10 protein-coding genes are annotated in these 23,231 nt (G+C 75.9%); 5 read left to right on the top strand and 5 right to left on the bottom strand.

Going from position 1 to position 23,231, the window contains the following annotated elements:
• The first annotated feature begins 216 nt into the window (after positions 1-216).
• The 3 genes from Q5530_RS23975 to Q5530_RS23965 are packed head-to-tail and all read left to right on the top strand — an operon-like array spanning position 217 to position 14,308.
• Entirely contained in the window at positions 217-7,917 is a 7,701-nt protein-coding gene (locus Q5530_RS23975) for an amino acid adenylation domain-containing protein (protein WP_415365001.1), read from the top strand.
• Positions 7,914-13,334, top strand: coding sequence for a condensation domain-containing protein (locus tag Q5530_RS23970; RefSeq protein WP_415365000.1), 5,421 nt, complete (start codon positions 7,914-7,916; stop codon positions 13,332-13,334). Before Q5530_RS23975 ends, Q5530_RS23970 begins: the two co-directional genes overlap by 4 nt.
• Positions 13,331-14,308, top strand: coding sequence for a 3-oxoacyl-ACP synthase (locus Q5530_RS23965; protein ID WP_415364999.1), 978 nt, complete (start codon positions 13,331-13,333; stop codon positions 14,306-14,308). Before Q5530_RS23970 ends, Q5530_RS23965 begins: the two co-directional genes overlap by 4 nt.
• A 98-nt stretch (positions 14,309-14,406) precedes the next feature.
• On the opposite strand, the gene Q5530_RS23960 is transcribed toward Q5530_RS23965, so the two are convergent.
• The 5 genes from Q5530_RS23960 to Q5530_RS23940 all read right to left on the bottom strand — a co-directional run bounded on the left by Q5530_RS23960 (position 14,407) and on the right by Q5530_RS23940 (position 18,743).
• Positions 14,407-14,820 carry a hypothetical protein gene (locus tag Q5530_RS23960; RefSeq protein WP_415364998.1) on the bottom strand — a complete coding sequence of 138 codons (414 nt, stop codon included), beginning with the start codon at positions 14,818-14,820 and terminating at the stop codon, positions 14,407-14,409.
• 195 nt (positions 14,821-15,015) lie between these two features.
• The gene (speG, locus tag Q5530_RS23955) at positions 15,016-15,531 is read right to left on the bottom strand and encodes a spermidine N1-acetyltransferase (protein WP_380635071.1); all 516 of its coding nucleotides are present in this window, start codon (positions 15,529-15,531) and stop codon (positions 15,016-15,018) included.
• Positions 15,532-15,557: 26 nt separating this feature from the next.
• Complete coding sequence (locus Q5530_RS23950; protein ID WP_415364997.1) at positions 15,558-15,683, bottom strand: hypothetical protein; 126 nt, start codon at positions 15,681-15,683, stop codon at positions 15,558-15,560.
• A gap of 26 nt (positions 15,684-15,709) precedes the next feature.
• Positions 15,710-17,992, bottom strand: coding sequence for an AAA family ATPase (locus tag Q5530_RS23945; protein WP_415364996.1), 2,283 nt, complete (start codon positions 17,990-17,992; stop codon positions 15,710-15,712).
• A 49-nt stretch (positions 17,993-18,041) separates the two neighbouring features.
• Positions 18,042-18,743: a hypothetical protein gene (locus Q5530_RS23940; protein ID WP_415364995.1), complete on the bottom strand. Its 702-nt coding sequence runs from the start codon at positions 18,741-18,743 to the stop codon at positions 18,042-18,044.
• A 329-nt stretch (positions 18,744-19,072) separates the two neighbouring features.
• Here Q5530_RS23940 and Q5530_RS23935 point away from each other — a divergent pair, with 329 nt between their 5' ends.
• Together Q5530_RS23935 and Q5530_RS23930 are read left to right on the top strand one after the other, a co-directional pair.
• Positions 19,073-20,227 carry a cellulose-binding domain-containing protein gene (locus tag Q5530_RS23935; protein WP_415364994.1) on the top strand — a complete coding sequence of 385 codons (1,155 nt, stop codon included), beginning with the start codon at positions 19,073-19,075 and terminating at the stop codon, positions 20,225-20,227.
• A 274-nt stretch (positions 20,228-20,501) separates the two neighbouring features.
• Positions 20,502-23,219 (top strand): BTAD domain-containing putative transcriptional regulator, encoded by a 2,718-nt coding sequence (locus Q5530_RS23930; RefSeq protein WP_415364993.1) that lies wholly within the window; start codon positions 20,502-20,504, stop codon positions 23,217-23,219.
• The last annotated feature ends 12 nt before the right edge of the window (positions 23,220-23,231 follow it).

The following is a 23,231-nucleotide window of genomic DNA, read 5'->3' as shown; positions in this document are numbered from 1 at the left end:
TCCTCCGGTGAAGTGCGGGGCAACGTAACACGGTCGGGCGGGTCGGGAGAAGTTCGGTTCGGGAATTCGAAGTTGGGTCGGAAAATTTTTCGCGTTCACCTGGACTAATGTGGTGCGGCCGATCGGCGGTTGCTCCGGGTGGGTGCCGCTGGAAACGTCGTTGACCCGGTGCACGCATTCAGTGGCAATATCCGTATTCGACTGGCGGAACCGCGCATGGATGTCGATCTTTCAGGAGCGGGGGGCGTCCACGACCTCTTCGCGGCCAGGGCGCGCGCCGACCCCGACCTGACCGCCGTGGTGTGCGGTCCGCAGCGGCTGACCTTCCGGGAACTGGCCGACCGGGTCGACCGCCTGGCCGGGGCCCTGCTGGCGCGCGGCGCGCGGCCGGAGGACCCGGTGGGCCTGCTCCTCGAACGCGGCGCGGACGCGGTCGTGGCGCTGCTGGCCGTCCTGGCGGCGGGCGGCGCGGTCGTGCCCCTGTCCACCGACCTGCCCGACGCCCGCGTGGCCGAGCTGCTCGCCGACTCCGGCGCCGCGCTCGTGCTGACCCGGCGCGGCCTGGCGCACCGGCTGCCGGACGCCCGCGCCGTCCCGGTGGAGCTCGTCCCGGTCGAGGACGACCACCCGCCGCGCACCGCGCCCCTGCCCCGCGTCGCGCCCGACCACCTCGCCTACGTCCTGCACACCTCCGGCTCCACCGGCCGCCCCAACGGCGTCCTGGCCACCCACCGCGGCCTGCTCGCGCTGCACGCCCACCACACCGGGGACCTGTTCGCCTCGCCCGCGCGGCTCCGGGTCGCCCACACCGCCGGGCTGGGCTTCGACGCGATGTGGCTGCCGCTGCTGTGGATGCTGGCCGGGCACGAGCTGCACGTGGTCGACGACGACGCGCTGGCCGACCCGCGGACCCTGGTCTACCACCTCGCGACCGCCGGGGTCGACGTGCTGGACGAGACCCCGTCGCGGCTGCGCGAACTGCTGCGCGCCGGCCTGCTCGCGGGCGACCGCCGGCCCCGGGTCGTGGTCACCGGGGGAGAGCCGGTGGACCCGGACCTGTGCGCGAGCCTGGTCGCCGCGGGCGTCGCGGCGCACAACGCCTACGGCACGACCGAGGTCGCGGTGGAGAGCCTGCTGTGCCCGGTCACCGAGACCGACCGCGCGGTGCTGGGCCGCCCGATCGCCGGGGCCCGCGCGCACGTGCTGGACGCCGACCTGCGCCCGGCCGACGAGGGCGAGCTGTACCTGGCCGGTCCCGGGGTGGCCCGCGGCTACCTCGGCAGGCCCGGCGCGACCGCCGCGTCGTTCGTGGCCGACCCGCACGGCCCGCCGGGCAGCCGCATGTACCGCACCGGCGACCTGGTGCGCCGCCGCCCGGACGGCCTGCTCGACCACCTCGGCCGGGCCGGCGGTCACGTCAAGGTGCGCGGCGCCCGCGTCGACCCGGGCGAGGTCGAGGCCACCCTGCTGCGGCACCCCGGCGTGACCGCGGCGGCCGTGGTGCTCCGCGGCGCCCGGCTCGTCGCCTACGCGGTGACCGACCACCCGCCCGAGGAGCTGCGCGCGTTCCTGGCCGGCCTGCTGCCGGCCCAGTCGGTGCCGTCGCTGGTGGCGCCGCTGCCCTCGCTGCCCCTGACCCCCAACGGCAAGCTCGACCGCCGCCGCCTCCCGGAGCCCCGGCCCGCCGGACCGGTGGTCGCGCCGCGCACCCCGGCCGAGGAGCGGGTGGCCGCGGTGTGGCGGGACGTGCTGGGCGTCGAGCGCGTCGGCGTGCTGGACGACTTCGTGGCGCTGGGCGGCGACTCCGTGCTGGCCATGCGGGTCGCCGCGGCGCTGGACCGGGACCTGCCCGCGCGGCGCGTGCTCGCGCTCGGCACCGTCGAGGCGCTGGCCGCGCGGCTGCCCGACACCCCCGCCCACGTCCCCGCCGCGACCCCGACCGACGACACCCCCACCGCCGGCACCCCCACCGCGCCGCTGTCCTTCGCCCAGGAGCGCCTGTGGTTCCTGGACGAGTTCTCACCCGGCGGCACCGAGTACACCACCACGGCGGGCTACCGGCTGCGCGGCGAACCCGACCCGGCCGCGCTGGGCGTCGCGCTGACCCGCCTAGTCGCCCGGCACGACCAGCTGCGCACCACCTTCCACACCGTCGACGGCCGGGGCGCGCAGGTGGTCGGCCCGCCGTACGAGGTCCGGCTGGAGACGGGGGACGAGAGCGCGCTCGCCGGGTTCGTCGCCCGGCCGTTCGACCTGCGCACCGGCCCGCTGCTGCGCGCGGCCCTGCTGTCGACGGTCGACGAGCGGGAGCACCTGCTGGTGCTGTGCCTGCACCACATCGTCACCGACGGCTGGTCGATGGGCGTGCTGGCCGAGGAGCTGGGCGCGTGCTACTCCGCCGCCGTGCGCGGGCGGGAGGCCGACCTCCCGCCGCTGCCGCTGCGCTACACCGACTTCGCCGCCCGCCAACGCGCCCGGCTGACCGGGGCGGTGCTGGACGCGCAGCTCGCGCACTGGGAGCGGCGGCTGGCCGGCACGGCGGCGCTGGACCTGCCCGCCGACCGGCCGCGCCCGGCGGTGCGGACCGCGGCGGGCGCGACCCACCGCCGCACCGTGCCCGCCGCCGTCGCGTCGGGCCTGGCCGAGCTGGGCCGGTCCCGGGGCGCGACGCTGTTCACCGCGCTCGTCGCGGTCACCCAGGCGTTCCTGGCCCGCACCACCGGGCAGCGCGACATTGCCGTGGGCACCGTCACCTCCGGCCGCGACCAGCCCGACCTGGCCGGTCTCGTCGGCTTCTTCGTCAACACCGTGGTGGTCCGCTCGCACGTCGACCCGGAACTGCCCTTCACCGACCTCCTCGACCGGGTCAAGGACTCGGTCCGCGACGCGCTCGACCACGACGAGGTGCCGTTCCACCGCCTGGTGGAGCTGCTGCGGCCCGAGCGCGACGCGGGTCGCCCACCGCTGGTGCAGGTGGTCGTCGCCCTCCAGAACGCGCCGTCCCGGCCGCCCGCGCTGGCCGGCCTGGAGGTGACCGCGTTCGACCCGCCCCGCGACGCCGCCGCGTTCGACCTGGTGCTGGAGTTCACCCGGGACGACGAGGGCCTGCACCTGGCCGTCGAGCACAGCACCGACCTGTTCGACGGGAGCACCGTCGCCCGGCTCGTCGACCGCCTGCTGGTGCTGCTGGCCGGCGTCGTCGCCGACCCGGACCTGCCGCCGGCCCGGCTGCCGCTGCTCCCGCCGGACGAGCGGCGCAGCGTGCTGCTCGACTGGACCGCCGGGGCGACGAGCCCCGACCGCACGGTCACCGGCAGGTTCGTCGAGCGCGTCGCGCGGCGGCCGGACGCGGTCGCGGTGACCTGCGACGGGCTGTCGCTGACCTACCGGGAGCTGGACGCCGCGGCGAACCGGCTGGCCCACGGCCTGCTGGCGCGCGGCGTGCGGCCGGAGGACCGGGTCGGCGTGTGCGCGCCGCGCGGCGTGCCCGCGATCGTCGCGCTGCTGGGCGTGCTCAAGGCCGGGGCCGCGTTCGTGCCGCTGGACCCCGGCTACCCGCCCGCCAGGGTGGCCGACATGATCGCCGACTCCGGGGCCGCGCTGGTGCTCGCGCCCGCCGACCTGCGCGACCGGGTGCCCGCCGGGGTGGAGGTGGTGGACCTGCGCGTCGGGTCCCCGGACGGGCCCGCGCACGCACCCGCCGTCGCGGTCTCGCCGCGCAACGCCGCCTACGTCATGTTCACCTCCGGCTCCACCGGCCGCCCCAAGGGCGTGCTGGTCGAGCACCGGTCGATCGCGCGGCTCGCCGAGGGCGACCCGTTCCCGATCGGCCCGGACGACGTCGTGGCCCAGTGCTCCACGCTGTCGTTCGACGCCTCCACCTTCGAGATCTGGTCGGCCCTGCTGTCCGGGGCCGGGCTGGCGGTGTGCCCGCGGGCGCTGCTGTCGCCGGAGGACCTGCGCGGGTTCACCGCCGCGCACGGGGTCACCGTGCTGTGGCTGACCGCGGGCCTGTTCCACGAGATCGCCGCCGCCGACCCCGGCGCGTTCACCGGGCTGCGCCAGCTCGGCTGCGGCGGCGACGTGATCTCGCCCGAGCACTGCGCCGCCGTGCTGCGGGAGGTGCCGGACCTGCGGATCGTGGACGGCTACGGCCCCACCGAGGGCACCACCTTCGCCTCCGCGCACGCGGTGCGCCCGGCGGACCTGGCGGCGGCGTCGCTGCCGATCGGGCGGCCGGTCACCGGCACCCGCTGCTACGTGCTGGACGACGATCTGCACCCGGTACCGGTCGGCACGCCCGGCCAGCTGCACATCGGCGGCACCGGCCTGGCCCGCGGCTACCTCGGCCACCCCGGTCTGACCGCGCGGCGCTTCGTGGCCGACCCGTTCGGGCGGGGCACCCGGCTGTACCGGACCGGTGACCTGGTGCGCTGGACCCCCGACGGGCTGCTGGAGTTCCTGGGCCGCGCCGACGACCAGGTCAAGATCCGCGGCTTCCGGGTCGAACCGGCCGAGGTCGAGGCCGCGCTGCGCCGCCACCCGGACGTCGCCGAGGCCGTCGTGGTGCCGCACGAGCACGTGCCCGGCCACAAGCAGCTCGTCGCCTACGTCGTCACCGGCGCGGGCGCCGACGAGCTGCGCGCGTTCCTGTCCGACACCCTGCCCGCGCACCTCGTGCCCGGCGTGTTCGTGCCCCTGCCCGCGCTGCCGCTCATGGTCAGCGGCAAGGTCGACCGCAGGGCCCTGCCACCGCCCCGGGCGCGGTCCACCCGGGCCCACGTGGCGCCGAGCGGAGCGCGCGAGGAGGTGCTGGCGCGGGTCTGGGCGGAGGTGCTGGGCGTCGAGCGGGTGGGCGCGGACGACAACTTCTTCGCCCTGGGCGGCGATTCGATCCTGAGCATCCAGGTGGTGTCCCGGGCCCGCGAGCTGGGCGTGTCGGTGACGCCCAAGGACGTGTTCCTGCACCAGACGGTCGCCGGGGTCGCCGCGCACGCCACCGAGGGGCGCGCGGTCCCCGCCGCGCGGGAACCGGCGACGGGGGAGGTGCCGCTCACCCCGGTGCAGCAGTGGTTCCTGGCCGGGTCCGCGACGCCGGAGCACTGCGCCCAGTGGGTGGAGGTCGACCTCGGCCCGGACGTGGACGTCGACGCGCTGCGCGTCGCGGTCGAGGCGCTGCCCGCGCACCACGACCTGCTGCGCGCCCGGTTCTCGCTCGTCGACGGGCGGTGGCGCCAGCACGTCCCCGAGGAGGTGGGCGAGGTCTTCGCCACCAGCGCCGAGCCCGTCGAGCGGTGCGTGGCCGGGACGCGCACGCCGCTGGACCGCGGCCCGCTGTTCCGGGCCGTCCTGTCGACGGCGGGCCCGCGGCCGGCGCTGGTGCTGCTGGCGCACCACCTGGTCGTGGACGGCGTGTCGTGGCGAATCCTGCTGGACGACCTGGTCACCGGCTACGACCGGGCCAGGGCGGGCCGCGCGGTGGACCCGGGCCCGAGGACCACCTCGTTCCGCGAGTGGGCGCGGCGGCTGCGCGAGCACGCCGGTGCGGGCGGCTTCACCGGGCACCTGCCCTACTGGGAGGGCGCGGTGGCCCCCGGCGGGTTCGAGGGGCCGGAGCTGCCCGAGCGCGTGGTGACCGCCCGGCTGTCCGGGGAGGACACCGCGGCGCTGCTGCGCGGCGCGGCCTCCGCCTACCGCGCCGGGGCCGAGGACGTGGTGGTGGCGGCGGTGGCCCGGGTGCTGTCGCGGTGGCGCGGCGCGGAGCGGGTGCCGCTGGAGCTGGAGGGGCACGGCCGCGAAGACCTGTTCGACGGGGTGGACCTGTCCCGCACGGTCGGCTGGTTCACCACCCTGTTCCCGTTCACCGCCGACCTGACCGGCGCGGACGGCTGGGGCGCGGTGGTCAAGGCGGTCAAGGAGCAGCTGCGCCTGGCCCACCGCCACGGCCTGAGCCACGGCGCCCTGCGGTGGCTGACCGACACCCACCCGGCCGGGCACCGGCCGCTGGCGCGGGTGAACTACCTGGGCCGGTTCGACGCCGCGTTCGACCGCGCGCCCGGTGGCATCCGGCTCGCCAAACCGCCGACGACCCCGCCGCACCTGGACGTCACGGCCGCCGTCACCGCGGCGGGCGAGCTGGAGTTCGAGTGGGCGCACGCGCCGCCGGCGCACCCGACCCCCGTGGTGGCGCGGCTCGCCGAGGACGTGGTGGGCGCGCTGCGCGAGATCGCCGCGCACTGCGCCGGACCTGGGGCGGGCGGCGCCACGCCGTCGGACTTCCCGCTGGCCCGGTTGAGCCAGGCGGAGCTGGACCTGGTCGCGGGCGACGGCCGGTCGGTGGAGGACGTGTACCCGCTGACCCCGGTGCAGGCCGGGATGCTGTTCCACGGCCTGTCCCGACCCGGCGCGTACGTGGAGCAGCTGCACCTGACCCTGGCCGACGCCGACCCGGACGGCCTGGAGCGGGCGTGGCGGCGGGTGGTCGACGCGATCCCGGCGCTGCGCACGGGCGTGGTCTGGGAGGGGGTGCGCGAGCCGGTGCAGGTCGTGCGCCGGTCCGTGCCGACGTCGATCACCCACCACGACTGGCGCGGCGCGGCGGACGAGGAGCGGTGGCGGCGGCTGCTGGCTGAGGACCGCGCGGCGGGGGTCGACCTGGCCGGGGAGTTGCTGAGCCGGCTGGCGCTGGTGCGCACCGGGGAGCGGGAGGTCCGCCTCCTGTGGACGTTCCACCACCTGCTGCTCGACGGCTGGAGCGCGTTCCAGGTGCTCTCGGAGGTCCTGGGCGAACCCCGGGCGCGGCGGCCGTTCCGCGACCACGTGGCCCGGGTGCTGGCCCTGGACCCGGGCGAGGAGCGCTGGCGGGCCGCGCTCGCCGGGTTCCCCGGCCCGACGCCGCTGCCGTGCGACCGGCCGCCGGACCGCGCGCACCTGGCCTGCTCGTCGGCCGTGCGCGAGGTCGGGCTGAGCGCCGCCGACTCCGCGCGCGTGCGGGGGTTCGCCCGGCGCAACCGGCTGACGCTGGGCACGGTCGTGCAGGGCGCGTGGGCGCTGCTGCTGGCCCGGCACGCCGGCACCCGGGACGTGTGCTTCGGCCTGGTGGTGTCCGGGCGCACCCCGGACCTGCCCGGCGCGGACACCGTCGTGGGAATGCTGGTCAACACCGTGCCGGTGCGGCTGGAGGTCGACCCCGGGGACGTGCCGGGGTGGCTGGCCAGGGTGCAGGCCGGGGGCCGACCGCCCGAGCACGCGGCGCTGACCGACATCCGGAGGTGGGCGGGGCTGCCCGCCGGGGCGCCGCTGTTCGACACCGTCGTGGCCGTGGAGAACTACCCTCTGGACCACGACGCGCCGGTCCTGGTCGAGGCGGTGGAGAACACCAACTACCCGCTGCACCTGGTGGTGCGCGACACCGAGCCCCTGTCGCTCCAGCTGGGGTACGACCCGGACCTGTTCGACGCGGCCACCGCCGCCGCGCTGGCCGAGGAGTTCGCGGCGCTGCTGGTGGACCCCGCGAACGGGGGCGAGCCGCCGGACGACGGGGAGCCGCCGTTCGGGTCCCGTGCGGCCGCTCCGCCGCCCGGCGTCGCGCGTCCGCCGCGGTCGGCACCGCCGGAGTTCGTCTCCCCTGAGTTCGCCCCCTCGGAGTTCGTCCCCCCGGCAACCCCCGGCGAACTGGCCGTGGCCGGGGCGTGGGGCGAGGTGCTGCCCGTCGACCGGATCGGCCGCGCCGACGACTTCTTCGTCCTGGGCGGTGATTCCCTGCTCGCCCTTCGGGTCGCGGCCCGGCTCGGGCCGGTGTTCGGCCGTGCCGTGCCGCCCCGGGTCCTGTTCGACCACCCCACGGTCGGCGCGCTGGCCGCCGCGCTCGGACCCACCGCCGCCGAGGACGCCGAGGCGCGGGACTACCAGCTGTGACGACGGAGGCCGCCGTGCGGGACGAGGACATCGCCATCACCGGGGTCGCCGCCCTGCTGCCCGGCCCGGAAGACCCGGGTGACCTGGACGGCCTGCACCGGCTGCTGGCCGAGGGCACCGACCTGGTCGGACCGCCGTCGTCCACGCGCGTCCGGCACACCGGCGGCCGGGCCGGGGCCCACCACCTGCCCATGGCCTACCTGGACCGGATCGACCTGTTCGACCACCGGTTCTTCGGCATCCCGCTGCGCGAGGCGGAGATGATGGACCCGCACCAGCGGCTGCTGCTCCAGCTCGCGCACCGGGCGATCGAGGACGCCTGCCTCGCGCCGGGATCGCTGCGGGGGTCGCGCACCGCGGTCGTGCTCGGCCACTCGCAGTCCGACTACGAGACCCTCTACCAGGGCGAGGACCCGCACCAGACGCTCGGCGCGCTGTCCGCGTCCTCGGCGGCGCGGATCGCCTACCACCTCGACCTCACCGGACCCGCCTACGTCGTCGACACCGCGTGCAGCAGCGCCCTGGCCGCGCTCGCGGGCGCGGTGGACGAGCTGCGCAAGGGCACCGCGGACCTGGCGCTGGCGGGCGGGGTCAGCGTGCGGCCGGTGCTGTTCACCCGGCAGGACCACACGCCCGTGCGCGGCGTGGAGTCCACCGACGGCCGGTGCCGCCCGTTCGACCAGCGGGCCACCGGTGCGGTGGCGGGCGAGGGCGGCGCGGTGGTGCTGCTGCGCAGGCTGCGCGACGCGGTCGAGGCCGGTGACCGGGTCCTCGCGGTGGTCAAGGGCATCGCGGTCAACCACAACGGCAACCGGGCGGTCGGGTTGAGCGCGCCCAGCCGGGCCGCGCAGACCGAGGTGGTGGTCCAGGCGTGGCGCGACGCCGGGGTGGACCCGGGGACCGTGGCCTACGTCGAGTGCCACGGCTCGGCGACCCCGCTGGGCGACGTGATCGAGGTGGACGCGCTGCGGCAGGCGTTCGCCGGTGCGGGGGTGGCCGCGCCGGGCTGCGCCATCGGCTCGATCAAGGGCAACCTCGGCCACCTCGACGGCGCCGCCGGGATGGCCGGGCTGCTCAAGGCGCTGCTGTCGGTGCGCAACGGCGAGCTGTACCCGACGGCGCACTTCGAGTCGCCCAACCCGATGCTGGACCTGTCCGGTCCGGTGCACGTCAACCCCGGTCGCCGGGCGTGGCCCGAGCGCGACGGCGCGCCGCGCCGGGCGGGGGTGAGCGCGCTGGGCATGACCGGCACCAACGTGCACGCGGTGCTGGAGCAGCCGCCCGCGCCCACGGCGGAACCGGCGTCCGGGGTCGAGCTGGTGACCGTGTCGGCCAGGTCCGCCGCCGCGTTCCGGGCGTACTGCGACCGGCTCGCCGACTTCGCCGAGCGCACCGGGCACGGCCTGCGGACCGTGGCGCACGCGATGAACCGCGGGCGCGACGACCACCCGTTCCGCGGCGCGTTCGCCGTGGACGGCGCCGAGGAGCTGGTGGAGGCGCTGCGGTCGGCCGCCCCGCCGGACCGCGCCGCGCCCGACGACCGGCCGGTGGTGCTGCTGCTCTCCGGTGACGGCGTGCCCGGCGAGCGGGAGTGGGCGGAGCTGGTCGACGGGTTCCCCGGCCTGAAGGACGTGGTGCTGCCCGGGACGCCCGCGGCCCGGCTGGTCGTGGCGCAGACCGCGCTGCTCGGCCTGGCGCGGTCGCTGGGCGTGCGGGAGGCGCACCTGGTCGGCTCGGGGCCGGGGAACCTCGCGGTGCGCGTGGCCCGAGGTCAGCTGTCCGTCGAGGACGCCGTGGCCGCCGCCGGGGACGCCGGGCTGAGCGCCGAGGTGGACCGCGACCGGCTGGCGCGGGTGGTGGAGCGGTTCGCCGAGGACGGGGCCGTGCTGGTCGACCTGGGCGGCACCGGGGTGCTCACCCGGGAGGCCCGCCGCCTGCGGCCGGACCTGCCGTGCGTGGAGCTGTTCGCGGTGCCGGGGCGGCGGGGCGTGCTGCGGCAGCTCGGGGCGCTGTACCGGCTCGGCGCGCGGGTCGACTGGGACGCGCACTACGCCGGGGCCGACATCCCGCGCATCGGCGCGCCGACCTACCCGTTCGAGCCGGTGCGCTGCTGGTGCCGGCCGCTCGGCGAGGTCGAGGACGCCCGGCTGCGGCCGGTCCTGGAGCGCCCGCGCGCCGCCGCCGGCGCCGAGGTCGGGGCGCGGGTGGTCCAGGTGTGGCGGGAGGTCCTGGGCGAGGAGGGGGTGACGCCGGATTCGGACTACTTCGCGCTCGGCGGCACGTCCATCGCCGGGATCAGCGTGCTCCGCGCGCTGGAGCGGGACTTCGACGTGCGGCTGTCGTTCGCCGACCTCTACGCCCACCCGACCGCGCGCGGCCTGGCCGAGCGGGTAGCCGAGCTGCGGGGGGCCGGGGGTGCGACCGCGCCTGGGACGGTGTCGCCGGTGCCGCGCGGCGGCGCGCTGCCGGTCTCGTTCGGGCAGGAGCAGCTGTGGTACCTCGACCGGCTCGACCCCGGCACGCCGCTCTACAACATCCCGCACGACCTGCGCCTGACCGGACCGCTCGACGAGACCGCCCTGCTCGCCGCGGTGCGCGGGGTGCTGGAGCGGCACGAGGTGCTGCGCACCCGCATCGAGGCCGACGACGACGGCGTGCCGCGGGCGTACGTGCGGGACGGGGAGCCGGAGATCACCGTGCACGACCTGCGCGCGCTGCCGGGGCCCGAGCGGCACCGCGAGGCGCGGCGGCTGGTCGACGAGGCGGCGGTGCGGCCGTTCGACCTGGCGACCGGGCCGCTGGTGCGGACCGCGCTGCTGCGCCTGGCCGACGACGACCACGTGCTGCTGTGGACCTACCACCACATCGTCTTCGACGGCTGGTCGCCCACGGTGTTCTTCCGCGACTTCACCGAGCTGTACGAGGCGGCGCTGACCGGGCGGGCGCCGGGGCTGCCCGAGCTGCCCGGCCAGTACGCCGACTTCGCCGACCTCCAGCGCCGCCGGTTCGCCGACGGCGCGCTGGAGGAGGGGTTGCGGTTCTGGCGGTCGGAGCTGGCGGGCCTGCGGTCGCCGGAGCTGCCGCTGGACCGGCCCCGGCCCGCCGTGCGCGGGAACGACGGCGGGATGGTGGAGTTCGAGGTGGGGGAGGCCGACGCGGAGGCGGTGCGGGCGCTGGGCCGCCGGCTGGGCGTCACCACGTTCGTCGCCATGCTCGCGGTGGTCGACGCCCTGCTGCACCGCTGGGGGCGGCTCACCGACGTGGTGGTGGGCGTGGCCACGTCCGGGCGCGTCGACCCGGCCACCCACGACCTGATCGGCTACTTCAACAACGTGCTGCCCTTCCGCACGCCGGTGCGCGGCGACGTGCGGTTCGCCGACCTGGTCCGGCGGTGCGCGCGCACCGTCGCCGACGTGCTCGACCACGAGGAGGTGCCGCTGGAGAAGGTCGTCGCCGAGGTGCTGGGCCACCGCGAGCCGGGGCGGCACCCGCTGTTCGACGTGGTCTACACCTACCAGAACGTGCCGCAGGCGACCGCCGAGCTGGCCGGCCTGCCGTGCTCGCGCTTCCTGGACGGCGCGATCGCGGGCATCGCGCCGGGCACCGCGAAGTTCGACCTGACCTTCGGGGTGGTGGACCAGGGCTCGGGGCCGATGAGCGGTTACGTGGAGTACGCCGGGGCCCTGTACGACCGGGAGACCGCGCGGCGGCTCGCGTCGTGGTTGCCGGCCGTGGTGGCGCGCGTGGTGGCCGATCCCGACGTGCGGTTGGACGACCTCGGCGGTGGTGCGCCACCCGAGCGGGAGAACGGGGTGGTGGGCGTGGCGAACGGGGTGCCGGGGCGGGCCGTGGAGGTGCTGACCGCGATCTGCGCCGACCTGCTCGGGGCGGGGTCGGTGTCGCCGGGGGACAACTTCTTCGCGCTGGGCGGTGATTCGGTGCTCGGTGTGCGGGTGGCGGCGCGGGCCGCGAAGGCGGGTGTGCACATCACGCCCCAGCAGGTGTTGCAGTACCCGACCGTGGGGGAGTTGGCGGCGGCGGCCGTGGTGGACGGGGTGCCGGTGCCTGCTGTCGCTGCACCTGCTGTCGCCGCGCCTGTTGTGGCCGAGCCTGCTGTCGCCGCACCGGTCCTCGCACCGGTCGTCGCCGCGCCGGTCGCTGCGGCGCGGGACGGGCGCCCGATCCCGTTGACGCCGATCATGCGCGCCTTCCTGGAGCACGTGCCCGACCGGCGCGGCGACTTCGTGGAGGTGCACGCGATGGAGCTGACGTCCCCCGACCTCACCGCCGACGTGGTCCGCACCGCCGTGCGGCGCCTGGTCGACCGGCACGAGCCGCTGCGCTACCGGTTCCGGCGCAACGCGGTGGGGACGCGGGCCGAGTGCGGCCCGGGAGGATGGGTGCCGTTCGACGTGGTGTTCCTCCCCCCGGGTGACGAACGGGAGGTCGTCGAGGCCGACTGCCGGGAGCTGAAGGACGACCTGGACCTGGAGCGCGGCCCGCTGGTCAGGGCTCGGTACTACGAGCGCGGCCACCAGCGGGGCGGGCTGCTGGTGCTGCTGGTTCACCACTTCGTGTTCGACAACATGTCCACCGTGGTGCTGATGGACGACCTGGACGCGCTGCTCGGCGAGGCGGCGGCGGGGCGCGCCGCGACGTCCGGGCCCGCGCCGGCCGGGTGGCGGGAGTGGGCGTGGCACCTGCACGACCTGGCGGACTCCGACGAGGTGGCCTCGGAACTGGCGTACTGGACGGCGGTCCTGCGCGAGGGCGCCGCCTTCGGGACACCGGAGGGCTCCGGCGGGGGAGGGCTGGTCACCCGCTCGGTGGAGGCGGTCGCGGCGCCCCCGGCGTCGGGGCGGGAGGTCGCGCTGTGCGCGGTGGCGCTGGGGCTGGCCAGGTGGTCCGGCGCGGGGGGCGCCTACCTCACCGTGGAGGGCGAGGCGACGCCGAACGCGTACCGGCAGGCCGGGCGGGGACCGTCGATCGGGTGGTTCACCAGCCTGCACCCGGTCGCGCTGCCCGTGGCGGGCGACGCGCGCGCGACGCTGCCGCTGGTGGTCGACCGCGCCAGGTCCGTGCCGAACGACGGCGTCGGGTACGGCGTGCTGCGGCACCTGTCGCCGCACGGGCCCGCCGTGGCGCGGTTGCGCGCGGCGCCGGAGCCCCGGGTGCTGCTGGTGCACGTGCCCGGGGACGTGGCGGCCTTCGACTCCGGCGTGGGCCTGCTGCGCACGCGCTGGGACCTGTCGGTGAACCTGAAGCGCGCCATGACGTCGTGGTTCCCGCTGATCATCGCCGTGTCGGAGCGGGCGGGCGAGGTGAGCCTGGAGGTCAACAGCCTGGCCGACTTCGGGCGGTCCGACCTGGGGTCCCTGGCCGACGGGATCGCCGCGGCCCACGACGAGCTGCGGTGATCGCGCTCGCGGGCTCGGGCTGGTGCCCGGGGGAGCCGGTCCCGGTGGAGCGGCTGCCGGAGTGGGCCGAGCTGGGCGACGACGAGCGGTCCACCTGCTCGGCGCTGGGCATCGCGAGCGTCGCGGTGAGCGGGTCCGGGGCCACCGACCTCGCCGCCGCCGCGGCCCGCCGCGCCCTGGACCGGGCCTCGCTGTCGGCGACCGACGTCGACGTGGTGATCACCGTGGAGCCGAGGGCGCCGGAGGCGCTGGTCAGCTCCGACGCGACCCGGCTCCAGGCGGCCTTGGGCGCGCACCGGGCCCTGGCGTTCTCGGTGGGCGGCCTGGGCTGCGCGTCGCTGGCACCGGCCCTGCTGACCGCGTCCGGGCTGCTGCGCACGCCGGACGTGCGGACCGTGCTCGTGGCGCACGGGAGCAAACCCGCCACCCCCCGCCGTTACCGCCACCCGGTGACCGTGAACGGTGACGGCGGTGGCGCGCTGGTGCTGACGAGGAGCGGTGACGTGCGCATCCGCGACGTGCTGCTGGAGACCAACGGCGATTACGCGGACCTGTTCCGGGTGTCCTACCGCGACCGCCCGTTCGCCGAGTGGCGCGAGGAGTGCACCGACCCGGTGACCTACTCGTTCCGCCTGGCCGTGGAGACCCGCAACCGCCTGCGCGACCTGACCGACCGCCTCCTGTCCCGCAACGGCCTGACCGCCGGGGAGGTGACGTGCTACCTCGGGCAGAACCTGTCGCTGCCGTCGCACCGGAACTACGCCGAGGTGCTGGGCGCCCCGCTGGACCCGGCGTGCGCGGCGAACCTGGCGCGCTTCGGGCACCTGGGGCCCAACGACACGTTCTTCAACCTCCACACCGCCGACCCACCGCCCGGCAGCCGCGTGGTCCTGCTGGACGCCAGCCCCACCGCGGCGTGGAGCGCGGTGCTGGTGGAGATCGGGGCGGGGGAGGACGGGACGCACCTGCTGTAGCGCCGGGTTCGGCGACCGCCCGCCTGCCGACGGGGGGAGGGCGCGGCGGGGGAGCGCGGCGCGGCCGACCCCGGCGGGCCTGCCGCGCCGCGCCCGGGTCACACGCAGGAGTGCCCGATGACCTGCGGCTGCTCGAACGGGTCGGTCGGGTCCACGTAGGAGACCAGGTGGACGCAGAGGTGGTCGATCGCCGGGGTGGTCTGCGGGTAGGTGTTGAGGTCCTGCCAGGTGTCGCCGGCGTCGACCCACCTGGCTTCCTGCGGGTTGCTGTGCGCCACGCCGCCCGCGAACACGGTGATGTCGGCGAACACGTAGCGGCGGTCGGCGCAGTCGACCGTCCAGCCGACCTCCCGGGCGCCGGGGTCGAGGTGGATGTCCGTGGTGACGCAGCCGGCGGCCGCGGAGGTGCTGGGGGACGCGGACGCCGGGCCCGCCGCGGCGGTGAGCGCGCCGAGGGCCGCGGCGACGGCGGCGAGGGTCCGGAAGGTGCGTTCGCGGTGGGAACTCCGCACGGTGACTCCACTTCAGGATTGGTCTGGACCTCTGAAGTCTGTCGAGCGGGCGCTGGGGTGCCTACCGCCGTCCGGGCGCGTCCGCCGTCACAGCTCGGCGGGGTTGCCAACCGCCGACCCGTGTGGCAGGGGGTGGTTCTTGTCCACAGTGGACTCGGCGGTCACCTCGGTTGGTGACGCTTCCGGGTGGTGCTCTCACTCTTCCGAGTAGCCCAGGTGCTCCCGCTGGAGGATGCCCATGCGCAGCGCGTTGCGGTAGCGGCCCGCGGCGAAGAACTCCTCGCGCAGGGTGCCCTCGTCCCTGAACCCCGTCTTCCGGTACACGTGAACGGCTTTCTCGTTCGCGATGTCCACGATCAGGTACACCTTGTGCAGGTTGAGCACGGCGAAGGCGTAGTCGAGCGCCTTCGTGGTCGCGACGGTCGCCAGGCCGCGCCCCTGGTGGTGGGGCGCGATGATGATCTGGAACTCGGCGTTGCGGTGGACGCTGGTGATGTTGACCAGCTCGACCAGCCCGGCCGGCTCGCCGTCGACCTCGACGATGAACCGGCGCTCGCGGTCGTCGTGGATGTGGCGGTCGTAGATGTCGCGCAGCTCCACCAGGGCCTCGAACGGCTCGTCGAACCAGTACGACATGATCTGGGCGTCGTTGGTCAGGTGGTGCACGAAAGGCAGGTCTTCGCGTTCGAGCGCGCGCAACCGGGTGTCCATCTGGCCATGATGTCGCCGCCGAGGGGTCAGGGCATTCCCGGGTAGTAGACCTTGCCGTAGCCCCGGGCCGCCACCCCGGGCGTGGACGGTTCGAAGAGGAACCGGTCCGCGAACGCCGGGCCGACTGCGGCCCGACCCGGATCGGCTGACACGGGTCCACCCGGCTGCGGCCCTCCGACTACCCGACCCGGGTCATGACGCTCATCCCGCAGGACACGCACGTCCTGATCTCCGCTTCCTCGGGTGGCATCGTCACCGTCCACCAGGCGGTGTCCGGGCTCGGCCCCGCCGTGATGGTCGCCGTGTTGTACCCGATGATCGGACCGCAGGGGCCGCCCGCGCTGTCGCGGGTCCGAGCCGGCATCTCGCCGGTGGCCTCGGTGTCGTCGCCCGTCAGCGTGATGTCGTCGCCGCAGGTCGTGGAGAAGGAGTACGCGCCGGGACCGGATTCCTCGATCGTGAAGCTCTTCTGGTCGAACTCCCACGTGCCCACGATCCCGGACCCGGCCGCACCGCTCGCCGTCGGGATTTCCTCGTTCTCGTTGTACGCGGTGACGGCGACGACGCCGACGACCACGAGCCCGACGAGGAGCGTGGCGAGCGCGGAACCGCCCTGCGCGGCGGCCGCCGCTCCCGTGGCCGCCGTCGCCCCGGTGGTCGCGGCACCGACGGGGATCGCGGAGGTCGCGGCGGCGGTGGTCGCGGTACTGGTGGCGGTGGTCGCGCCGACATCACCGCCGCCCGGTGAGCCGTGGTAGGTCTGCGTCGGGCCCGGACCGGCCGGCACCCCGAAATCGGTCACCTCGGCGCCGGAGTACCCCGAGCCGACCTCGCCGGAGGTGGGTGGCGACCCCGGCACGCCGCGGTCGAGGTCGGCCATGTGGTCGGCCACCGCTTGGGAGGTGTCGCCCTCGGCGGGGGCGGGTTGCTCCGGTGCGGTGACCCGACCGGGCGACTGGAGTTCCCGCGGCAGGAACTGGTGGGCCTCGGACGCGGCGGTCGTGCCCCGGCCGTCGCCGAGGACGTGCCACAGCAGAGCCGCCTGCGCCAGCAGCGCCGCCGCCGCGGCGAGCCGACCCGTGACCAGGCAGCGAACGCCCTCCTCGTGGGTGAAGTACGCCTCGGCCTCCCGGTCCCCCGCGCGCCGGGCGCCGGTCCAGCCCCGACCCAGGGCCCGGCCCCAGGCGTCGAACCGCAGCGAGTGCGCCAGTTTCGGCGACGCCGCGCGGCCGAGCGCCACGGTGAGCTCGGGCATCCCGGCGGCCGTCGCGAGGCCCGCGACCCGCTCGATCGCCCTGCTGTGCTCGGCGACCCGGGCCGGTGTCGTGGCGGGATCGCCCGCCCACCGGGTGAAGTACCGGCACAATCCCTCGACCGGGTGGGCCGCGGTGTCGCGGCGGACGGCCGGCACCACGCCCGGTGCGCACCGGTAGCCGTGTTCACCCGGTGTCACGAGCCCGAGGCCCGCGAGGCGCTCGCACAGCGCGGCCGGGTCCGGTTCGCCCGTCAGGGCGCCGATGTGCTCGGGAGCGAGTTCGGCGTCCTCCAGCACCGCGAGGAGGTTCACCGCGCTCATCGCGGACCCGCCGAGCCGGTCGAGCCGGTCGAGCAACCGCGGCAGCAGGTCCTCCACGGCACCCGGCGCCGGCAGCGCCGACCGGCCGGAGCCCGCCACCCCGGCCACGCGCAGCAGGAGCAGCGGGTTCCCGCCGGACACCTGCCACAGGGAGGCCGCCGTGGCGTGTTCCGCGTCGTGCAGCGGCCGGCCCAGGGCCCGGGTCAGCAGCAGCGCCGCGGCGTCCTGGCCGAGGCCGTCCAGGTGGTGCACGGGCCCGTCGCCGAGCGGCGTGCTGTCCCGGCGGGCCAGGACGAAGGTGGCGTCGGGAACCAGGTCGGTGAACTCGCGCAGCTGGTCGGCCGTCAGGTCGGCGTCGTCCACGTACACCGTGATCCGCAGACCGGCCAGCAGGGCGCGCAGGTCCGTCCGGGACGGCGCGTAGCCCCAGGTCCGGTAGCAGGACTCGAACACCTGCTGGGCGAGGTCGGAGACCTGCCGGTGCGCGGCGCTGACGAACACCACGCCGTCGGGCCCGTTCCCGGCCGTGCGCGCCAGGTGGCGCAGCAGGGCGCTCTTGCCGATCCCCGCCGGCCCGCACAGCTGCACCACACCGCCCGCGGCGATGGCGGCGGACAACGTCGCCGCGTCCGCTTCCCGCCCGACCGGTTCGCGCGTGCGCCGGGGCACCACCGCGATCCGGTCCCGGCGAACCGGCGCGGGCCGCTGCCGCTCCAGCCCCACGGTGACCGACGAGCCGTGCCGCGCGTCGACGACCAGGTTGTAGCTGCCCGCGACCACCGGTCCGTCGGTCCCCCCACCGACCTCGACGTGGTAGCTGACGCCCCCGTGGCCCGGCTCGGGAGCCGGACCCTCCCACCCGGGGTCTTCGTGCGTTCGGCTCATGACCACTCCCGCCCTGACGACGTGGGACTTCCGGCACTGGACGACGTGGTCACAGCAACCGCCACCAGCCGTCGCACGAGGTCTCCTTGACGACCACCCCGACGTGCCGGTAACCGGCCGGACCGACCCGGCAGTAGCCCTCGTCCACCACCTGCTTCACCGGCGCCGACACCACCAGCGCCAGGCACGCGTCGCCGTCCTCACCGAGGGCGTCCTTCACCCCGGGCGCGTCCACCAGGCGCGCCGCGTGCACCAACGGCGTCCCCGACCACTCACCGCCCACCCGATCGACGTGGCCAACGTGCACGGCGGCGCGCAGGTCGACCCGGTAGGCGTCACCGGACACCAGGTTGTGCTCCCGCAGCGCCTTGGCGACCGCCTCGACGAAGGTGTCGAGGACGTCGACCAACCTGACCGCCTCCGGCATCACCACCTGGAGCCCGTCACCGCGGTCGGACACCTCGAGGACGTCCGCTGCCACGCCCAGCGCCGCCGCACCCGCCAGGACGCACCCCTCCACGGCGCGGCGCATGTGCCGCTGCCCGGCGTTGTTGCGCGAACTGGACCTCTGCACGTCCGTGGTCACCACGACCCGGTGCGCCGCCAGCAGGTCGGCAGGCGGACCCTGGTCGGGCGCGGGCATCGGCGTCGAAGCGCTCACGTGGGTGACGTTGCCGTCGCCCGCCACCACCGGCCCGTGGGCGTCCCGGCCGATCTTCACCCGTACATCGCGCTGTGGCAGTCCCTGCATCACGACTCCTCATCGACCGACCCGCACCGGGTCCGGCCACCCGCGGCAGTCGCTCACCTCGTGGGGCACCCGGTGGAGTGCAGTCGTACCGATCAGCGGGAGGTGTGTTCTGCGTCGTTTGACGCACAAGCCGGCCGGTTCACCCGATCGGTGGTAGACCGCGCCGCCCGGTGTCGGCGGTGGCCGGCGAGAGATCGTCGGCGGCCCACCGGCTCGGGACGCCTCCGCAGGAGCGGCCGTTGCGTCAAGCGGAGTATTCCGTTGCGGTGACGGGATCGTTACAGTCAGCTTCTGGGAACGCTCCCAGAAACGACAACGAAGGGGTTGTTGTGCGAAATCTGCTGGCGGCGGTCGCCGCTGTCGTCTCCGTAGCCGGGTTGGTGGTGATCGGCGGGAACAGCTCCGCGGGAGCGGCCCCCGTCTGCGCCGTGGACTACAAGCTCAACCAGTGGTCCACCGGTTTCACCGCCAACGTGACCGTGACCAACCAGTCCGCTCCGGTCACCTCGTGGCAGCTCACCTGGACCTTCGCGGGCAACCAGGCCGTCACCTCCGGGTGGAGCGCCGACGTGAAGCAGTCCGGCAACAAGGTCACCGTCGCCAACATGCCGTGGAACGGGTCGCTGGCCACGGGCGCGAGCGCCCAGTTCGGCTTCCAGGCCACCTACAGCGGCACCAACCAGGCGCCCACCGACTTCTCGTTCAACGGCGTCTCGTGCAGCGGCGACGGGCCCACGACGACGTCCACCACCACGACCACCACGACGACGAACACCACCACCACGACCACCGACCAGCAGAACCCGGGCGGCTGCGGCACGGCCACCCTGTGCGACGGCTTCGAGGAGCAGACCGGCTCCAGCCCGTCGGGCCGGTGGACCGTGGGCGCGGCCAACTGCACCGGCCAGGGTCGGGTCAGCATCGACACCGCCACGGCCCGCAGCGGCTCCAAGTCGGTGCGCGTGGACGGCGCGTCCGGCTACTGCAACCACATCTTCTTCGGCACCCCGCTGACCGGCTCCGGCACCGTGCACGGCCGGTTCTACGTCCGCCACACCACGAACCTGCCGATGGCGCACGTGACGTTCATGGCGATGAAGGACACCGCCGACAACGGCAAGGACCTGCGCATGGGCGGCCAGAACTCGGCGCTCCAGTGGAACCGCGAGTCCGACGACGCCACCCTGCCCGCGCAGAGCCCGCAGGGCGTGGCGCAGAGCAAGCCGCTGCCCACCGGCCAGTGGAACTGCGTCCAGTTCACCGTCGACCCGGCCGGCCGGCTGTCGACCTCGCTCAACGGCTCGTCCGTCGTGGGTCTCCAGGTGGACGGCACGCCGACGCCCGACATCGACGACCAGTGGCTCAGGAAGGCGTGGCGGCCCGCCGTCACGGACCTGCGGCTGGGCTGGGAGAGCTACGGCGACGGTGCGGACACCCTCTGGTACGACGACGTCGCCATCGGCTCCTCGCCGATCGCCTGCTGATCACGGGGTGGATCTCCCCTCGGTCGAGACCCGTCGAGACCCGTCGAGACCCGTCGACGGGGCGTCGAGACCCGTCGACGGGGCGTCGACCGGAGGAGATCCACCCCCGCCCGGCCGCCTCGGTACGATGAGGGGTCCACCGGAGTCGGTCCGGACGCCCCGTCGCCGCGCCGCGACCGGGGCTCCACCCACCTGATCGAGGGATGTCCTGATCGGCAAGGATCTCCGCCTGTCCCTCCTGGGACCGCCGCGCGCGTGGGTCGACGGCCGCGAGGTGCCGCTCGGTCCGCCCCAGCAGCAGGCGGTGTTGGCGCTGCTGCTCGTGGGCGCCGGTCGGGTCGTGACGATGGCCGACATCGTCGACGCCCTGTGGCCGACCAACCCGCCGCCCAGCGCGGCCAACGTCGTGCACCGGTACGTCGGCGCGCTGCGCCGGGTCATCGAACCGGACCTGCCGCGCCGCGCCACCGGGAGCTGGCTGCTGCCCGCGCCGGGCGGCTACCAGCCCGTGGTCGACGCCGACAGCCTGGACCTGCTGCGCTTCCGCGACCTGGTGCGCCGGGCGGGGGAGCAGGACGCGCGCGACGGGCTCGCCTCGCTGCTCGACGCCCTGGGGCTGTGGCAGGGGCCGGTGGCCGCCGGGGTGGTGGAGGAGATCCGGTCCGACGCCCGGTTCGTGGCGGTCGAGCACGAGCGCGTGGCCGCGGTCCGGCTGGCCGTGCGGCTCGCGGTCGAGTGCGAGGAGCCGGGGGCCGTGCTGCCCGCGCTGAGGCTCGTCGCGCACGGCCACCCGCTCGACGAGGCGCTGCACGCGGACCTGGTGCGGCTGCTGGCCGCCACCGGGGCGCAGGCCGAGGCGATCGACGTCTACGAGTCGGTGCGCGCCAGGCTCGCGGAGGAGCTGGGGCTCGACCCCGGCGAGGCGCTGCGGTCGGCGCACCGGGCGGTGCTGGCCGACGCGCCACCCACCGGACCCGCGGTGCGACCGGCCCAGCTGCCGCGCCCGCTCGACGCGTTCGTCGGCCGGGAGGACGAGCTGGAGGCGCTGTTGGAGGCCGCCGCCGAGGGCGCCGGGCTGCTCGCGGTCACCGGCATGGCCGGCATCGGCAAGACCACCCTGGCCGTGCACCTGGCCCACCAGCTCGCCCCGCACCACCCCGACGGCCTGCTCTACGCCGACCTGCGGGGCTTCCACCCGGCCGAACCAGCGGTGCGGCCGGCCGACCAGCTGCACGACTTCCTGCACGCGCTGGGCGTGCGGCCCGCGGACGTCCCGGACGGCGAGCAGGCCCGGTCGGCGCTGTTCCGCAGCCTGCTGCACGGCCGCCGGGTGCTGGTGCTGCTGGACAACGCCAGGGACGCCGAGCAGGTCCGGCCGCTGCTGCCGGGGGAGGGCTCGCTGGCCGTCGTCACCAGCCGGGACGACCTGGTGGGCCTGGTCGCCTCGCACCACGCCCACGCCGTGCGGCTGGACGTGCTGGACGACGACGCGGCCCGGGAGGTGCTGGTCCGCCGGCTCGGCAAGCGGCGGGTCGGGGCCGAGATCCACGTGGTGGACGCGATCCTGACCGCCTGCGCGCGGTTACCGCTGGCGCTGGCCGTGGTCGCGGCCCGCGCCGCCACCCGCCCCACCTTTCCGCTCGCCGCGCTGGCGGAGGACCTGGTCGACGCCCGCGCCGGCCTGGACGCGCTGTCCACCGGCGACACCGCGCTGGACGTGCGGGCCGTGTTCTCCTGGTCCTACGACGCGCTCACCCCCGCCGCGGCCGGACTGTTCCGGCGGCTCGCGCTGACCCCCGGCAACGACGTCGGCGCCGCGGCCGTGGCCGCCCTGCACGGCGAACCCCCGGCGAGCACCCGCCGCGCGCTGGCCGAGCTGTGCGGCGCGCACCTGCTCACCGAGCACGCGCCCGGCCGCTACTCCCTGCACGACCTGCTGCGCCTGTACGCCGTCGAGCTGGCCCACGAGCACGACACCCCGCAGGACCGGGACGCCGCCGTCGGCGCGGTGCTCGCGCACTACCTGCACACCGCGTGCGCGGCGGCCCTGGCGCTCTCTCCGGACCGGGTGCCGATCCCGCTGGACCCGCCCCCGGAGCGGGCGCGGCCGCTGCGGTTCGCCGACGGCGAGCGGGCGCTGACCTGGTTCGCCACCGAGCACCGGGTGCTGCTGTCGGCCCAGGCCCAGGCCGCCGCGACCGGGCGGGACGACGTCGCCTGGCGGTTGGGCTGGGCGCTGGCGCACCACCTGGACCGCGCCGGCCACTGGCACGACCTGCTGGCCACCAGCGAGGCGGCCGTGGCGGCGGCGCGGCGCGCCGGGGACCGGCTCGGCGAGGGCAACGGGCTGCTGGGCCTGTCCCGGGCGGAGGCCGACCTGGGCCGCGTCGAGGTGGCCTGCGTGCACGGCGAGCAGGCGTTGGCCGTGCTCGACGGCGTCGCCGCACCGCGGATGCTGGCCGAGCTGCGCCGGTTCACCAGCTGGCTGTACGAGTCCGTGGGCGACCACCGCGCCGCGCTCGCCCACGCCCAGGAGGCCCTGCGCCTGCAACGGCTCGGCGCGGACGACACCCTGCTCGCCCGCGCGCTCAACGCCGTGGGCTGGTGCCTGGGGCTGCTCGGCCGGCACGAGGAGGCCCTGGCCCACTGCCTGGAGGGGCTGGCGCTGACCCGGGCCGACGACGACTACGGCGTGGCGGACCTGCGGGACAGCATCGCGAACGCGCTGTTCCACCTCGGCCGGCTCGACGAGGCGGCCGAGCAGTACCGCCTGGCCCTGGCCGGCTTCGAGAAGTTGGGCATCCGCTTCGCGGTGGCCGACACGGGGGAGCGGCTGGGCGACGTCGAGGCGGCGGCCGGTCGCACCGGGCGGGCCGCCGGGCACTGGCGGGCGTCGCTGGCCGGGTTCGAGGAGCTGGGACTGCCCCGGACCGACCGGCTCCGGGCCAAGCTGGTGGGGCTCCCGGGCGGTAGTGACAACCTCCCGCGTTGACGTTCACATGTC

The sequence above is a fragment of the Saccharothrix sp. BKS2 genome (assembly GCF_047689505.1).
GTDB classification, from domain to species: Bacteria; Actinomycetota; Actinomycetes; order Mycobacteriales; family Pseudonocardiaceae; genus Actinosynnema; species Actinosynnema lopnurensis.
Note: the sequence above shows the minus strand (reverse complement) of the source record. Positions and strands in the feature narration are given on the sequence as shown.

Coding starts and splice junctions, on each gene's coding strand:
- speG (WP_380635071.1), bottom strand. CDS start 15,531: ATGGACACCCGGTTGCGCGCGCTCGAACGCGAAGACCTGCCTTTCGTG.
- Q5530_RS23945 (WP_415364996.1), bottom strand. CDS start 17,992: ATGAGCCGAACGCACGAAGACCCCGGGTGGGAGGGTCCGGCTCCCGAG.
- Q5530_RS23940 (WP_415364995.1), bottom strand. CDS start 18,743: ATGCAGGGACTGCCACAGCGCGATGTACGGGTGAAGATCGGCCGGGAC.
- Q5530_RS23975 (WP_415365001.1), top strand. CDS start 217: ATGGATGTCGATCTTTCAGGAGCGGGGGGCGTCCACGACCTCTTCGCG.